A 15,762-nucleotide genomic window follows, 5' to 3' on the forward strand; every position below is an offset into this window, starting at 1 on the left:
CCCGGCGCAACCAGCGCCGGGCATTGCGGAAGGCGTCGTTTCGCAATGCCTCGTTGCAAGACCTGCCTGCGTGACGCAGTCTTCCCGAAGACGCCGCAGACTTCCTTGAGACGCCACTGACATGCGAGGCACCGCTTGGCCCAGTCTATATCCGCGTCCCCCAAAATCGTCGTCATCGGCGCCGGCATCGTCGGCGCATCCATCGCCTGGCATCTGGCAATGCGCGGCGCATCCGTTACCGTCGTCGCCACGAGGACCGGTGGCGACGCAACGCCGAATTCCTTTGCCTGGATAAATGCCAGCTGGGGCAACCCGGAATTCTATTTTCGGCTACGGCTGCGCGCCATGCAGGAATGGAAGCGAATGGCCGAAGACCTGCCAACGCTGCCGCTTCAGTGGACCGGCGGCCTGTGCTTCGACTTATCCGTTGGTCAGTTGGAAGCCTATGCCGTCGAGCATGGTGGCTGGGGCTACGATCTGCGCTCCGTCACCCGCGACGAAATCCGCGCCATCGAACCGCACCTGACGAATCCGCCGGAATTTGCTCTGTTTGCGGCCGAGGAAGGCTCCATCGAGCCCGAAATCGCTGCCCGCTGCCTGCTGGGAGATGCCTTCCGCCTTGGCACGACATTCCTGCCAAATCTCGTCGTTGAAGCGCTCATCGAGAAAGAGGGTCGCATCGTCGGCATCAGGACGGCCGATGGCCCGGTCATGGCCGATCATGTCGTGCTGGCTGCCGGCACGGGGTCGGCCGCAATCGCTGCTTCCGTTGGCATCCACCTGCCGGTTACATCGCCGCCCGGCCTCATCGTTCATTCGAAGCCATACGCAAAGCGCTTGAACGGCCTTGTCGTCGCGCCGCATCTGCATATGCGCCAGACAACAGAGGGCCGTATTATCGCCGGCGGCGATTTTGGCGGCAGCGATCCCGGCAGCGATCCGCAGGGCGTCGCCGACCGCCTGTTTGCCGAGGTGCGGACGATGCTGGACAATGCTGCGGATCTGGAGCTCGAAACATACACCGTCGGATACCGCCCGACTCCCATCGATGGCTTCCCCATCATCGGCGATACCGGGCAAGCGCCGGGCCTATACCTCGCCGTGATGCATTCCGGCGTCACCCTGGCGGCACTGGTCGGCCTGCTGGCGGCCAACGAAATCATTGGTGGCACGCTCGACGCCTCCCTGGCGCCGCTGCGTTTTAGCCGGTTCACGTCCGGCACCCCTCTGATCAAGCACGGCCGCTGACGCGCGCCGGCGAAATCGGCACTCAGCGGGTCATGATATAGCCGACGAAGGCGACAACCACGAAGATGAGCACGCCACCGACCAGTCCCGCATGTCCAAAAAACCCGCCTGCCATGGCAATCAGCAGTGCCGCCACGAACACGCTCAGCAGTTTGGCGCCGTTCAGGAATAGGGAATAGGTCTTCTCGTGCTCGTTATAGTCCATCGGAGCGCCGGTTTCGGATGGACCGGTCGGATGTTCTGCCATGGTATTTCCTCCTCTTGCGCGCCGATCGACCAATGCCCTTACAACAAGGCGCGGTCGATGGCTCTCCCTCGCCGATGCTCTCATAAAGCGAGACAAGAGGCAATGCGCGACGCCCTCGCAGCAGGAGATGAGGCTCAGGCCTGCCGCAGCGCTCCAGCACGGTTGGCCGCAGCAAAGCGCGCGGTCGGAAGGATCGTCAGCGCGTCGAGCCCATGGCTTCCGAACGCTGGAACATCATGCGTCGCTCGTAGGGCTCGGAAATGAAGAAGGGAAAGCGCTCGTAGAGGGCGCTTCGCACTTCTCGTGTGCGCGTCGCCATCAAGGTCAGCGGTATATTGTATTTTCCGACGCCTATTTGTGCCGGAACAACCGTATCGGCGGAAAACACCCGTTTGTAGAATGGTGCATGTTGCGGACTGACCAGTTGCAGCACGCGGTCGGCATCGAAGTAGTCGGCCGCCATTGAGGCGATCCGCAGGGTGAGATACGGCAAGGCCGGCATTTCACCGATGATCTCGGGATCGGCAGCGAAACGGACAGGATCGATCAGCGTCATGCCGCTGTCGAGAAAAGCATCGATCTCCTTCGGGTACATATCGCGGGTAATGCTGATGCGGTGATCCGGCGTAACATGGTGAATACGCACCGTGCTGATCAGCCGTTCGTCGAAATAGACGCCAAATACATAGGCATGATCGTCGAAATCGACGGCATCGATGAGCTTGGCGCCATCGAGTGTCAGGATGTTGGCGAGCTTGTAGGCGCGGTATCGCATCCTCGCCACCTCTTCCATGTCTTCCTGTGTTTCAACGCGCCGGTATTCGATGTGATCCAGAACTTCCAGAAGCTTGTTTGAGAAACTACTTTGAACAACTTCTTTATGCATGACGCCAACGCCCTGAATTCCCAATAGGCGATTAATGCGTGAGCGCGATCCAACTCGCAATGAGTGATTAAAAATTAATTAAGATACATTTTATTAGGGTTAACGTCATTCAATTAAGCAAATAAAATCAATATCATAAGGAATTCAGTGTATTAAAATGTGATTTTTTAGCGAAATTTCATATTTTCTACGCGACGTATTCAACGACTGTTGCCGCGCGTTTGGCATCGAGAACTGCCACCATCGACAGCAGCGCAGCATTCGCAACGGGCTTCGAAAACACATAGCCCTGCACGAAATCTGCACAGTGATACTGGTTGATGAGGTGGAGCTGGTCCTGCGTCTCGACTCCCTCGACCACGATCTGAAGTCCTAACTCGCGGGAGAGATTGACAGTACCGCGGAGCAGCTTGAGCCGGCGTTCGTCCTCGGTGATGTTGCGCACGAACGAGCGGTCGATCTTGACGACATCGATCGGCAGTGAGTCCAGGTAGGACAGGCTGGAAAAGCCGGTGCCGAAGTCGTCGATGGCAATGGTGATTCCCATGCTGCGCAGCTCGGTCAGGATGGCCCCCACCGTCGCAAGCTCATCCATAAGGCAGCTTTCCGTGACCTCCAGATGGAGGCGCGCCGGCGCCAGGCCCGATCCAGCCAGTGCCTTGCGCACGACAGATACGATGGCACTGCTGCGCAGGTCCTGGACGGAAAGGTTGACAGAAACGGAAATCGTTTCAGGCCAGGTCATGCAATCGTGGCATGCAAGGTCGAGGATATGGTGGGTGATGCCGGAAACGATACCCATGTCCTCGGCAATCTGCACGAAGGTGTCCGGCGGGACCATGCCTCGTTCGGGATGGTTCCAGCGTGACAGGGCTTCGCAACAATCGATGCGGCTGCCATCGGGCAGGAACATAGGCTGATAGACGACATGCAACTGGCCCTTCTCTATGGCCTCGCGCAGATCGTCCTTGAGCTTCTGACGCTCTATGTAGCGCTCGTCCATTTCTTCCTCGAAGGCCGAGCAGCTTCCCTTGGAACGGGATTTCGCCTCGAAAAGCGCGAGGTCGGCCTTGATCTGCCATTCCTCCGGACGGAACTCTTGGCTGCCGATGATGACATAGCCTGCACTGACAGAGATCCGGAAGGTGGTGTCATCGACCTCGTAGTTGCCGCCGATGGCCGCATGCAGCATCCGTATGCGCTGATCGAGATCGGCTGCATCGTCCTCGTTGGGAAAGAAAACCACGAACTGGTCGCCCATCAACCGCGCCACCAGTGCGACGCCCTTCGCCTCCCGTTTCAGCCGGGCTGCGATCATGGCCAGGAGGTGGTCGCCGACGATATGCCCCTTGATATCGTTGACATGCTTGAACTCGTCGATGTCGAGAACGGCAAAGCCGATCGTTCCAGGCTTCGCACGCGCCAGAATGCTCTCCTTGACGCGATCGATGAAATATTCGCGGTTAGGCAGGCCGGTCAGCGCGTCGTAGCGCACCATATGCAGGATCTTGCGTTCAGCGCGGATACGGGAGGTCACATCCTCGAAGATCAGGATGACGACTCCGTCGCCACGGCGGCTGGCCGAAAATTCAAGGAACAGGTTTTCGCTGAACTGGATGAGCGTCCGCGACAGGGAACCGTCGACAAGCTGCGCCAACTGGCGCTGGATCAACCCGGGCAGTGAACCGTCGATAAAGGAAGTGCGCACGCCATAGCGCAGCACCACGTCGAGTTCGCAATCCTTGAGCTGCTCCTGGTTTGTAAGATGAAGCAGTTCGCAGGCCTTGCGGTTGACGACAAGAATGCGATTGTTCGCATCCAGCATGAACAGACCGTGCGTCATGTTGTTCAGCGCCGTGTCGAAGCGGTCGTTGATCAGCGAGATCTCGCGCGCCGCAATCACGTTCATGTAAAGAAATTCCCGCACGCCTGTAGCCATCGATCGCGTCGTCAGAACGAACGGGATGAGCGTCACTGACAACAGCTGCATGTAGGGATCGCGCAATAGCAGAAAGCCGAGACTGATCGGCACCGACACGGAGATTGTCTGAAGGTTGACGGCCTTGGAAGACCCGTAGTTGCGCCCGACAACCGCCACCATCGAGGCGAGCGTCACCGCGACGCAAGCGATCTCGGCGAACATGTCCTGCAGCACCAGCACGGCAAATCCGCTACCGATGCCCAGCAGAGTGGTCGTTGAGACGCCCCCATACAGATAGCGACGCTCCCACAGCGCAATATCCTCACGGCTCATGGCGGCCTTGTCGGAGATGTCGAAGCGGTGGAACCAGTAGATGCGATAGGCACAGACGGCAATGAAGACAGCGGTGAGGTAGAGGTAGAAATGCGACCCGGATTTTGAAAATACGGCAGCGTAGGTCATGATCTGCACGATCATGCCCGTGAAAAGCGTGCTGCGATTTCCAAACAGTGAACTTACGAATGACAGGTAGACATCTGTCGGAACGCCGTTCGGGTCTTGAGGCTTCATCCACAGTCCCCCTGATACGCGGCAGACAATAGGTCAAACCCCTTAAAAAATAATTGCCCAAAAGGCCGTTAACGGACCGGCATTAACGATTGCAACGTCTATCGAGTAAACGCCACAGTATTGAAACTTCTCTTTTACCGCGATTTTTTAATAGCCAAACTCACCCTGCCTTTAGGTCAGCAACACGGCTCACAGCTTGCCCGCACGTTGCTGGATCATCATGAACGTGTCGAATGTGTACTCAGAAAGCTGCATCCATAGATAGGCATCCTTTTTAAAAGCAACCTGATCGTCATAGATCTTCTTGAAATATGGGTTTGCCTTCGAAAGATCGGCGTAGATCCCAACAGCGGCCTGAAAACAGGCTTCCATGATTTCCTGGCTGAACGGCCGCAGCGTTACGCCTTGGCTGACGACCGCCTTGAGAGCCTGAGGGTTTTTGACATCGTACTTTGCCAGCATGTTGGAGTTGGCAAAGGCGCAGGCGTCGGCAAGAACTGTCTGGTATGCCTTCGGCAACGCGTTCCACTTCTCCAGGTTGAAGAGCGCGTGGATGACGGCGCCGCCCTCCCACCAGCCCGGATAATAATAGAATTTCGCCACCTTCTGGAATCCGAGCTTCAGGTCGTCGTAGGGCCCGACCCATTCACAGGCGTCGATTGTGCCCTTCTCCAGCGCCGAATAGATATCGCCGACAGCAAGCTCCTGCTGCGGAACAACGCCTACCTTTGAAATTACCTTACCGGCCAGCCCCGAGATGCGCATTTTCAGCCCGCGCAGGTCATCGAGCGTGTTGATCTCCTTCCGGAACCAGCCGCCCATCTGCACGCCGGTATTGCCAGCCGGCAGACCGTAGAGCCCCTGCGTCGCATAGAACTCGTTCATCAGCGCATTACCGTTCCCCTGGTAATACCAGGCGTTGGTCAGTCGCGCATTCAAGCCGAACGGCAGTGTCGTGCCGATGGCATAGGTCGGATCCTTGTTCCAGAAATAATAGGAGCAGGTGTGGGCGGCATCGACCGTACCCGCGCTGACCGCGTCGGCAACCTGCATGCCCGGAACGATCTCGCCGGCCTCGAACGTCTGGATGGTAAAATTGCCGTCTGTGGCATCCGAGACCCGGCTGGCGATGTCATCGATGCCACCATAGATCGTGTCGAGGCTTTTCGGAAAGGACGACGTCATCCGCCAGGTGACCTTCGGCGCCTGCTGTGCAAGCGCCGGCGCTGCCAGCGCCGTCGAAGCCGTGGCGGCAGCCCCCATCAAACCCGCTTTCCTGATGAAGGAACGACGATCCATCACAATTCTCCCCCGTGGACAAACCGGAAGGGCGTCCACCCGTGCCGGTCTCGGTACGGCCGGTTCGAACTAAACATTTCGACCCCCGCGTTTCAACCCTCAGCATTCCCGCAGACAGCGCGGAATCTTGACTTCGCTGGCATTCTGCGTTCCTAACGATCTTATAAATCGGGCATTTTTACCGGAGACTTGCATGTCCAAGCCAATCATCGCCATTCCTGCCGACTTCCGGACGATGGAGAATGGCGGATGGCATGCAGTCCAGCACCAGTATATCCGCGCCGCCATCAATGCCGCAGGCCTGATGGCGCTGATCGTGCCCGCCATAAAAGAGGGCTACGATATCGACGCCATACTCGACCGCGTCGACGGCGTGCTGGTGTCCGGCGCCGCGAGCAACGTCCACCCATCGCTCTATGGCAGGGAGGCCACCGAAGAACACGGGCCCTTCGACCCGGCCCGTGACGCGACCTCGCTTCCGCTGATCCGCCATGCCATTGATCGCGGCATGCCGCTGCTCGCCATCTGTCGCGGCATCCAGGAACTGAACGTCGCACTCGGCGGCACGCTCGACAGCGAGATTCAGGAGAAGCCCGGCCGCGACGATCATCGTAAACCGCCGGTGCCAGAGCGCGACGCCATGTATGCCATCCGCCAGACAGTGCGGATCAGGGAAGGCTCCTGCATCGCCCGCTATCTCGGCAGCGAGGATATTCTCGTCAATTCGCTGCATCGCCAGGCCATCGCCATCCCGGCTACGCGCCTCCAGGTCGAGGCAACGGCGCCGGACGGAACAGTCGAGGCCGTCTCGGTGATCGATGCCAAGGGATTTGCCGTTGGTGTCCAGTGGCATCCGGAATATTGGGCCGAGACCGATACGCCGTCGCGGCAGCTATTCGAAGCCTATGGCGACGCGGTCCGCGCCTACGTGGCGGCCCGCGCGACGCGGTAGGGCAGGCCCTGCATTAACGCTTGAGAGGCGTTTCCGGGACGGGCGTGACCGCATGCCCCTTGTCTAGCCATGAGATGATATTGCCGGCCACCAGGTCCGCCATCGCATCGCGGGTCTGCACTGTCGCGGAACCGAGATGCGGCAGCAAGGTTGCATTCGGCAGGGCCAGTAGCGCTTCGGGAACGTCAGGCTCATTGTAGAAAACGTCCAGACCGGCTGCACCGAGAGTTCCGTTGCCAAGTGCGGCAGCTAGCGCATCCTCGTCCACGGACCAGCCTCGGCCGACATTGATCAGCACGCCCTTCGGCCCGAGCGCCGACATGATTTCGGCATCGATAACCTTGTGGGTCGCGGCCGTCTTCGGGACGATGGCAACCAGCGTGTCGACCGCCTCGGCCATCTCCTTCAGCGTCGGATAATAGTCGTACTCGACGTCAGGATAGCGGGTGCGCGTATGGTAGCTGATCTTCACCTTGAAGGGCGCCAGCCGATGGGCGATCTCCTTACCGATGCGGCCAAGCCCGAAAATGCCGACATGACGTCCTGTCAGCGAGAACGGGGCCAACGGATAGGACCCATTTTTCCAGTTTCCCTGGCGAAGCCACTGTTCGGCCGTGGGGAATTGCCGGAGCGTGTTCAGCAGCAGGCCGATCGTGGTATCGGCAACCTCGTCGTTCAGCACATCCGGCGTATTGGTGACGACGACGCGCCGCGCCACGGCATGTGCAACGTCGACGCCGTCATAACCGACCCCGAAGCTTGCAATCAGCTGCAGGTTTGGCAGTTGGTCCATCCAGGCGGATTCGAAAGTGCCAGACGAGGCGACGGTGTGGATCCGTTCGGCAACCGCCGGCTCGATCGCCAGTCGCTGACTGCGTCCGACGACCAGGACATCGAAATGCTCCTTGAGTTTTTCGGCAACACGAGGATGAACGTCGGAAAGAACGAGGACGGTGGGACGCGTATCTGGCATGGACTTCTCTCGATGATGGTTCAGGAGCGCGGGCGATAGGGCTCCGTGGATTGGCGGATACGCATCTCGGGCTTTATGAGATGGATACCGTCCGGTTCGTGGCTGCCTGCCAGCCTATCCAAAAGCGCGCGCGCTGCAAGCCTGCCGACCTCTGCCTGGCCGTTCCAGACTGTCGTCAGAGCCGGCGTGGCGATGGCCGCTTCCTCCAGATCGTCGTATCCGGTGACGGAAATATCCTTGCCGGGGACCAGTCCGGCACGGGCGATACCGTTCATCAAGCCGATTGCCACCAGATCGTTCCAGCATACGGCGGCGGTCGGCTTTTGCGGCAGGGAGAGGAAGTGGACGGCGGCCTCGAAGCCCCCCTGCTTGGAGCGGGGCCCCGGAATGCGCAGGTCCGGATCGACCTCGATGCCGGCCTTTCGCAGCGCGTTGACATAGCCATGATAGCGGTCGCGTCCGGTCGAGGTCTGGTCGGTGCCGCCGATCATAGCGATTGAGCGGTGGCCGAGGCTGATCAGGTGATTGGTCGCCAGCGAAATACCGTAGCTGTCGTCGCCCCGGAACGTCGGCAGGCCGAGCGCCTCCATCGAGCGCGCCACGAGGATGGCCGGCATGCCGTTTTCCTCGGCCAGCGCCAGATCTTCCGGCGGCGTGCCGATGGCCGGCGACATGATGACGCCGTCGCCGCCAAGCTGCAGCAGCGTCTCGATGAAGGTCCGCTGCTTCTCGACCGAATCGTAGTGGTTGGACAGGATGAAGGTATGGCGGCTGCGGTCGAGTTCGGTCTCGATAGCCTTCAGGATCTCGCCGTAGAATGGGTTCATGATGTCGTGCACGACAACACCGATGATGCCTGAGCGCGAGGTTCGCAGGCTGGCGGCGCGGCGATTGTAGATGTAGCCGAGCGCCCGCGCCTGGTCCTTGATGCGCTCCCGCGTGGTGGCCGCGACAAGCGGACTGTCGCGCAACGCCAGAGATACGGTCGCCGTCGAAATTCCCAGCGTTCCGGCAATCGTCGATAGTTTTATCTTTTGTACCACGTCATCTCCCCGGCACGCCGTCATTCGCGCCACCGGGATTTAAAATATTTAGTTCGCGATTAAAATCAACGTTATTTTGACGACATATTTGAAATCAGTCCTCGGCTTCGATCTGCTCCTCGCCCTCCCCGGCCAGCAGATTATTATCTATGGCTTTCAGAAGGCGCACCGCGGTCCTGATTTCCTTTTCGGAAAACCCGCGCGTTGCCAGCGCGTCGCAGGCTTGCGCCGAGGCATTGATCTGCGCCACGGTGTTGCGGCCGCTGTCGGTGAGATAGACCTTTGTCAGCCGCGCATCGTCCGCATCGGCGCGGCGTTCGACGAACCCCTGCGCTTCCATCCGACCGATGGTCCGGGTGATCGTCGGCGCCTTGACGCCGAGCTTGTGGGCGAGGCTGCCGGCCGGCAGGCCGTCTTCCTCGGCAAGCGCCAGGATGACACCGTCCTGCCCGGCATAGAGACCGCTATCGCCGAGATTGCGAGTGATGGCCGTGCGCATCGACCGGGCTGCCTGGGTGAGCGCCGGCGATAGATCGGCCAGCGTGTACTCAGCCTGGTCCTTTTTCTTGGCCGACTTGCTTTTCTTGCTGTCCTTGTTCTTCTTCGCCATAGTGTGTCCGCCGTCTTTCCGCTCGTGCCTCACCGGGATATGACATCGCAAACGACGTTGACATAAACAAGGGGCACGTTCGCACATGACGCGACCGTCATTTCGCTTAGCCGATAATGATACCGATTTGCAGCCGCTCGATCGCGCCGGTTGGATTGCCATCCTGCCACTCGGCGCCCACGAACAACACGGCCCGCACCTGCCGTTCGAGACCGATACGCTGATTGCCGCAGGCATCGTCGATCGCCTCGAGCAACGCTTGCCCGGTTACCTGCCCGTCACGGTGCTGCCGGTAGAACCGGTCGGCTACTCCCCGGAGCATCTGCATGTCGCCGGCACCCGGTCCCTCGCCTATCAGGATGCCATCGAACGCTGGCTCGGCATCGCCGCCGACCTGCATCGCCTGGGCATCTGCAAACTCGTCCTGCTCAACGCCCACGGCGGCAACGCGCCGCTGATGACCATCGTCGCCACCGAGGCTCGCATCCGCTTCGACATGCTGGTCGTCGCCACAAGCTGGACACGTTTTGGCGTGCCCGATGACGTGATATCTCCGGAGAACAAGGCGATCGATATCCACGCCGGCGATATCGAGACGTCGGTCATGCTGGCGCTTCATCCGGACGCCGTAGACATGACGCAAGCCGCGGATTTCCCGTCCCGCCAGTCTGGGTTTGCCGGGCGCTTCCGCCATCTTCGGGCCTACGGCCCGCACGCATTCGGCTGGAAGATGTCCGACCTCAACGAACAAGGAGCCGCCGGCAACGCGGCGACAGCTACAGCGGAAAAAGGCGAGGCGCTGATCGCTCATGCCGTTGGCGGACTGATAGAACTGCTGCAGGATGTAGATGCTTTCGAAGTCGCTGAGTTGCGCTAGCCAAAACTTGCGCTGCTGCCGAAGATCGCCCATATTGCCTTAGGCTATATCGCCGAACAGGAGGCGGATATGCGCATTTCCATCGCCGAGGCAGAAGGGCAACTCACCGAGCTGGTGCGTCTTGCGACACAGGGCGAAGAGGTCGTCCTGACCCAGGCCGGAGGCCCTGCCGTAAAGCTTGAATTGGTGCCGGAGGCGAGGGTATCGATAACGCCCGAGGAAAAATCGGAATTGATTGCCCGTCTTCAGGCAGAAGTTCGCCGCAAAAATCTTCCGCCGGGACCGGATGCGGCCCGCAGCCAAGACTTTCTCTATGATGAATACGGTCTCCCGATATGATCGTTATCGACACTTCGGCTCTTGTCGCAATGCTGCTACTTGAGCCGAAGGCATCGGTATGCAGTGAGGTCTTCAATCGCGAAACCGAAATCTTGATATCTGCAGGAACAGTGGTAGAGGCATTAATTGTCGCCAGACGTCGCAACATCTCTGAACAGATGACAGAACTATTAGCATCGCCTTTCATCACGATTGTAGATGTCGATAGGGATCGCGCCCGACTGGCCGGCGAAGCATTTGACCGCTGGGGGAAGAGCATCAACGCCGCCGCCCTCAACTTCGGCGATTGCTTCTCCTATGCCACGGCCCGGGAGTTCGGTTGTCCCCTGCTCTTCATCGGCGATGATTTTGCCCGCACCGACATCGTCCCCGCCATTGCGCCGTGACGGGAATGTGATTCTATTACAATAAAAGCCTTTGAACTGCCGGAACCGTATCCTTATATGGTGACCGACCCCATTTCCGCCCTTGCGGCCCCCTCCAGTTCTCGAGGCTCCCATGACCGAACCAGTCGCTCTTAAGCCAATCCCCGTCACCGTGTTGACCGGCTATCTCGGCGCCGGCAAGACGACGTTGCTGAACCGCATCCTGTCGGAAAGCCACGGCAAGAAATACGCCGTCATCGTCAACGAGTTCGGTGAAATTGGCATCGACAACGATCTGATCGTCGAATCCGACGAAGAAATCTATGAAATGAACAATGGTTGCGTCTGCTGCACGGTGCGCGGCGACCTCATCCGCGTCGTTGAGGGCCTGATGCGCCGCCCCGGCCGCTTCGATGGCATTATCGTCGAGACCACTGGCCTTGCAGATCCCGTTCCGGTTGCCCAGACCTTCTTCATGGACGACGACGTCCGCACCAAGACCGAACTCGATGCCGTCGTCACGTTGGTCGATGCCAAGCACCTACCGCTGCGCCTCAAGGACAGCCGCGAGGCAGAGGACCAGATCGCCTTCGCCGATGTCGTCATCATCAACAAGACCGATCTCGTCTCGCCGGCCGAGCTTGCCCAAATTGAGGATGTGGTGCGCGCCATCAACCCGGCGGCCCGCGTCCACAAGACCAGCCGCTCCGGCGTCGATCTCGCCCACGTGCTCAACCAGGGTGCCTTCAACCTGGAACGGGCGCTTGAAAACGACCCGCATTTCCTGACTGCCGGTGACGAGCACGTCTGCGGCCCGGATTGCGACCACGACCACAGCCACGATCATCACGATCACCATGATCATGGGCATCACGACCATGGGCACGACCACCACGGACATGATCATCATGGCCACGACCATCATAACCACGGCCCCTCGCCGATCCACGACGTCACTGTCCAGTCGGTGTCTCTGCGCGGCGGCGAAATGATTGCCGACCGCTTCTTCCCGTGGATACAGAAAATCACCCAGACCGAAGGCCCGAACATCCTGCGCCTGAAGGGCATCATCGCTTTCAAGGGCGATGCCGAGCGCTATGTTATCCAGGGTGTTCACATGATCATCGAGGGGGACCACCAGCGCCCCTGGAAGGACGGCGAAATCCACGAAAGCCGCCTCGTCTTCATCGGTCGCGAACTTGACCGCGAGAAGCTGGAAGCCAGCTTCAAGGCCTGCCAGGCGGCCGCCTGATGCCGACAGTTGCGCCGATTGATATCGACGGCCATGTCCTGGCCGTCGAGTTCCTGAACGATGTTCCTTATTTCATTGCAGCCGACGGCACGGTTCGGAGGTTCGAGGGCGGCGAGAAGGTGACGGAAGCCCATCAGGGCCTGCTCACCTGCGTCCGCGACACCCATAGCGAAAGCCTGATCGTCGGTGGCGAGAGCGGCAAGGTGCAGCGTATCGCCTCCGATGGCGGCATAACGCAGATTGCCGAAGCACCGCGAAAGTGGATCACCCAGGTGGCGGCGGGTCCCCAGGGCGCCATCGCCTACGCCCACGGCAAGACGACCTACGTCGTGCTTTCCGATGGAAGCATCCGCGAATTTTCCGAGGAACGCACAGTCGAAGGCATCGCATTTGCGCCGAAAGGCCTGCGGGTCGCCGTGGCGCGCTACAATGGTGTGACGTTGCACTGGGTGGGCACGTCGGGAGCCCCCGTCGATCTTGATTGGAAAGGCGCCCATAACGGCGTTACCTTCTCGCCGGACGGCCAATTTGTCGTCACGACCATGCAGGAAAATGCGCTGCATGGCTGGAAGCTCGACCCGAAGGCAGGCTCGGACGCCCGCCACATGCGCATGACCGGCTATCCCGCCAAGGTAAAGTCGCTGTCCTGGTCCGCGAAGGGCAAGTGGCTCGCGTCCTCGGGCGCTCCCGCCGCCATTGTCTGGCCGTTCCAGGGCAAGGACGGGCCGATGGGCAAGGCGCCGCTGGAGCTTGGTACCCGCGCCAACATCATGGCGACCTGCGTGCGCTTCCATCCGGCCGAGGACATCGTCGCCATCGGTTTCATCGACGGCATGATTCTGGCCGTGCGGGTAGCCGACGGCAAGGAGGCGCTTTTGCGCCGTCCGGGCAACGGAGGGATTACCTCAATGAGCTGGAGCAAATCCGGCAAGACGATGGCCTTTGCATCGGCTGCCGGCGATTGCGGTGTCGTCGACATAGCGGCATAGCCGCGTCGAAGGGCTGAGTTGGACGCTCCATCGAGCGCCCGGCGGCTATCTTGCGCGATCCCCGCAGAAGCCAACGGCACGTCGATATCAAACGCGCTACCGCAGCTCAAACACCAGGGATGGAAAAAAGGTTCCGCCGAACGCGAGATTGAAGCCGCGAGCGAGGCGGGTTGTGACGCGCATAACATGGGGGAGCTGGACGACGCTGTCCATGCAGCGTCGTCAGTCCGAGATCAGGCCGCGCGGCGCGATTTGGCCTGCGTGAGCCTGCGACCGCTGGCGACCAGCATGCCGGCAGCGCCCTCCAGCCATGCGTCCTTCAGTTCCAGCGCCAGGAAACGATGACGCTCGAATGGGCCGGGCATGACGAGATGGCACGCTTTTTCGGCAAAGAAGCCGAAGCGTTCGTAATAGGCGGGATCGCCGACCAGCAGGATGGCACCATGGCCGCGCTGCTTGGCCTCGAGAATGGCAGCCCGCATCAGGGCCGCACCAATGCCCTTGCCCTCGTGGTCCGAATCGACGGCGAGTGGCCCGAGCAACAGGGCATCGACTGCCTGTGTTTCGCGGTTCACACCGGCCTCGATGTTCCAGAGACGCACGGTCCCGATGACATGGCCGCTGCGGTCGCGGGCAACAAGTGCCAGGCCTTCGGCCGGAATGCAGCCGCGACGCAGCTTTTCCGAGGATTTCCGTGTACGACCGGCACCCATGGCGCGGTTCAGCAGGTTCTCGCGGGCAACGACGTCGCCTGCGTTTTCGTGATCGATTGCGAAAGTGGACGGCGCAAAGAGTGCGCGTACAGAATCAAGAACAGCGGCCATGTCGGCCTCCCGTACCCAATACCGTTATGAGCGGCGGTGAATGAAAATTGTGAAGGTGCCGCCCCGGTCTTTCCCGGGGCCGGCGAAGTCGACCTAGATGACGTAGGACTTCAGCGGGTCGAAACCGTTGAATGCCACAGCCGAATAGGTCGTCGTATAGGCGCCGGTGCCTTCGATGAACACCTCGTCGCCGATCGTCAGTGACAATGGCAGCGGATAGAGGTTCTTCTCGTAGAGCACGTCGGCCGAATCGCAGGTCGGGCCGGCAATGATGCAAGGCTCCATTTCGTCGCCGTCGCGCTCGGTGCGGATCGGGTAGCGAATGGCTTCATCCATCGTCTCGGCGAGACCGCCGAACTTGCCGATATCGAGGAAAACCCAGCGGGCTTCGTCATTGTCCGACTTCTTCGAGATCAGCACGACTTCCGCCTTGATAACGCCGGCGTTGCCGACCATGCCGCGACCTGGCTCGATGATCGTCTTCGGGATCTGGTTGCCGAAGTGATCGCGCAGGCTCTGGTTGATGGCCTTGCCATAGGCTTCGGCAGCAGGAACGTCGCGCAGGTACTTGGTCGGAAATCCACCGCCCATGTTGACCATCTGCAGGTGGATGCCCTGCTTGCCCAGCGAAACGAACACGCGCTTGGCATCGGCAAGAGCCGAGTCCCAGGCATCGACCTTGGTCATCTGCGAGCCGACGTGGAACGACACGCCATAGGATTCAAGGCCCAGCTGATGTGCATAAACGAGGACGTCGACAGCCATCTGCGGAACGCAGCCGAACTTGCGCGACAGCGGCCATTCGGCACCCTCGCCATCCGTCAGGACACGGCAGAATACGCGGGCACCAGGAGCGGCACGGGCCATCTTCTCGACTTCTTCATGGCTGTCCACGGCGAAAAGGCTGACACCGAGTGCATGCGCACGGGCGATGTCCCGTTCCTTCTTGATCGTGTTGCCGAAAGAGATGCGAGCAGCCGTTGCACCAGCGTCGAGCGCCATTTCGACTTCAGCGACGGACGCGCAATCGAAGTTGGAGCCCATGCCGGCCAGAAGCTTCAACACTTCAGGAGCCGGATTGGCCTTGACGGCATAATAGATAGAGCTGTCCGGCATGGCGTGACGGAAAGCGTGAAAATTGTCGCGGACCACGTCGAGATCCAGCACGAGGCAAGGGCCGTCGGGACGTCGGGTTGCAAGAAAGTCGCGGATGCGCTGAGTGGTCATGGTTAGTCCCTTCAATACAGGCTCCGGCGGTCAGACCGGAGGACAAAGGGCAAACGGGAATCCGCGCTAGGACCCAGCCGGTGGAGACCCCGGATCCTTGGCGAACGCACGATGCTCGATCAGTGAACCAACGCCATAGG

The 15,762-nt window shown here is 60.1% G+C and carries 15 protein-coding genes and 1 pseudogene; 7 read left to right on the top strand and 9 right to left on the bottom strand.

Annotated elements, in window-relative coordinates; genetic code table 11:
- The first annotated feature begins 147 nt into the window (after positions 1-147).
- A complete protein-coding gene (locus PR017_RS12310; RefSeq protein ID WP_111219021.1) occupies positions 148-1,248 on the top strand; it encodes an NAD(P)/FAD-dependent oxidoreductase in 1,101 nt (366 codons plus the stop codon).
- 22 nt (positions 1,249-1,270) lie between these two features.
- Here PR017_RS12310 and PR017_RS12315 read toward each other — a convergent pair whose 3' ends face one another.
- From PR017_RS12315 to PR017_RS12330, 4 genes and pseudogenes are all read right to left on the bottom strand, one after another.
- The gene (locus PR017_RS12315; RefSeq protein ID WP_111218784.1) at positions 1,271-1,495 is read right to left on the bottom strand and encodes an aa3-type cytochrome c oxidase subunit IV; all 225 of its coding nucleotides are present in this window, start codon (positions 1,493-1,495) and stop codon (positions 1,271-1,273) included.
- A gap of 134 nt (positions 1,496-1,629) precedes the next feature.
- Positions 1,630-2,381, bottom strand: a pseudogene (locus PR017_RS12320) (N-acyl amino acid synthase FeeM domain-containing protein).
- Between the two features lie 187 nt (positions 2,382-2,568).
- A complete protein-coding gene (locus PR017_RS12325) occupies positions 2,569-4,872 on the bottom strand; it encodes a putative bifunctional diguanylate cyclase/phosphodiesterase (protein WP_111218786.1) in 2,304 nt (767 codons plus the stop codon).
- A 189-nt stretch (positions 4,873-5,061) separates the two neighbouring features.
- Positions 5,062-6,171, bottom strand: a complete 1,110-nt coding sequence (locus tag PR017_RS12330; RefSeq protein ID WP_111218788.1) for a TRAP transporter substrate-binding protein — start codon at positions 6,169-6,171, stop codon at positions 5,062-5,064.
- 193 nt (positions 6,172-6,364) lie between these two features.
- Between PR017_RS12330 and PR017_RS12335 the strand changes: the two genes are divergently transcribed.
- Positions 6,365-7,123 (top strand): gamma-glutamyl-gamma-aminobutyrate hydrolase family protein, encoded by a 759-nt coding sequence (locus PR017_RS12335; RefSeq protein WP_111218790.1) that lies wholly within the window; start codon positions 6,365-6,367, stop codon positions 7,121-7,123.
- Positions 7,124-7,136: 13 nt separating this feature from the next.
- Here the strand turns inward: PR017_RS12335 and PR017_RS12340 are convergent, their stop codons facing one another.
- From PR017_RS12340 to PR017_RS12350, 3 genes are all read right to left on the bottom strand, one after another.
- Positions 7,137-8,096, bottom strand: coding sequence for a 2-hydroxyacid dehydrogenase (locus PR017_RS12340; protein WP_111218792.1), 960 nt, complete (start codon positions 8,094-8,096; stop codon positions 7,137-7,139).
- Positions 8,097-8,116: 20 nt separating this feature from the next.
- Entirely contained in the window at positions 8,117-9,139 is a 1,023-nt protein-coding gene (locus tag PR017_RS12345; protein WP_111218794.1) for a LacI family DNA-binding transcriptional regulator, read from the bottom strand.
- Between the two features lie 94 nt (positions 9,140-9,233).
- The gene (locus tag PR017_RS12350; protein ID WP_111218796.1) at positions 9,234-9,749 is read right to left on the bottom strand and encodes a MarR family winged helix-turn-helix transcriptional regulator; all 516 of its coding nucleotides are present in this window, start codon (positions 9,747-9,749) and stop codon (positions 9,234-9,236) included.
- Between the two features lie 85 nt (positions 9,750-9,834).
- Here PR017_RS12350 and PR017_RS12355 point away from each other — a divergent pair, with 85 nt between their 5' ends.
- From PR017_RS12355 to PR017_RS12375, 5 genes are all read left to right on the top strand, one after another.
- Positions 9,835-10,626, top strand: coding sequence for a creatininase family protein (locus tag PR017_RS12355; RefSeq protein WP_111218798.1), 792 nt, complete (start codon positions 9,835-9,837; stop codon positions 10,624-10,626).
- Positions 10,627-10,695: 69 nt separating this feature from the next.
- Entirely contained in the window at positions 10,696-10,965 is a 270-nt protein-coding gene (locus PR017_RS12360) for a type II toxin-antitoxin system Phd/YefM family antitoxin (RefSeq protein ID WP_111218800.1), read from the top strand.
- Positions 10,962-11,351, top strand: coding sequence for a type II toxin-antitoxin system VapC family toxin (locus tag PR017_RS12365; protein WP_111218802.1), 390 nt, complete (start codon positions 10,962-10,964; stop codon positions 11,349-11,351). Before PR017_RS12360 ends, PR017_RS12365 begins: the two co-directional genes overlap by 4 nt.
- A 112-nt stretch (positions 11,352-11,463) precedes the next feature.
- Entirely contained in the window at positions 11,464-12,582 is a 1,119-nt protein-coding gene (locus tag PR017_RS12370) for a CobW family GTP-binding protein (protein WP_111218804.1), read from the top strand.
- A complete protein-coding gene (locus PR017_RS12375; protein WP_111218806.1) occupies positions 12,582-13,571 on the top strand; it encodes a WD40 repeat domain-containing protein in 990 nt (329 codons plus the stop codon). Before PR017_RS12370 ends, PR017_RS12375 begins: the two co-directional genes overlap by 1 nt.
- Positions 13,572-13,804: 233 nt before the next feature.
- On the opposite strand, the gene PR017_RS12380 is transcribed toward PR017_RS12375, so the two are convergent.
- On the bottom strand, positions 13,805-14,395 hold the full coding sequence (locus PR017_RS12380; protein ID WP_111218808.1) for a GNAT family N-acetyltransferase: 591 nt from the start codon (positions 14,393-14,395) through the stop codon (positions 13,805-13,807).
- A gap of 93 nt (positions 14,396-14,488) precedes the next feature.
- Complete coding sequence (odc2, locus tag PR017_RS12385) at positions 14,489-15,622, bottom strand: ornithine/lysine decarboxylase (protein WP_111218810.1); 1,134 nt, start codon at positions 15,620-15,622, stop codon at positions 14,489-14,491.
- Positions 15,623-15,762: the final 140 nt, after the last annotated feature.

It is taken from the genome of Rhizobium tumorigenes (assembly GCF_003240565.2).
In the GTDB taxonomy this organism is placed as follows: domain Bacteria; phylum Pseudomonadota; class Alphaproteobacteria; order Rhizobiales; family Rhizobiaceae; genus Rhizobium; species Rhizobium tumorigenes.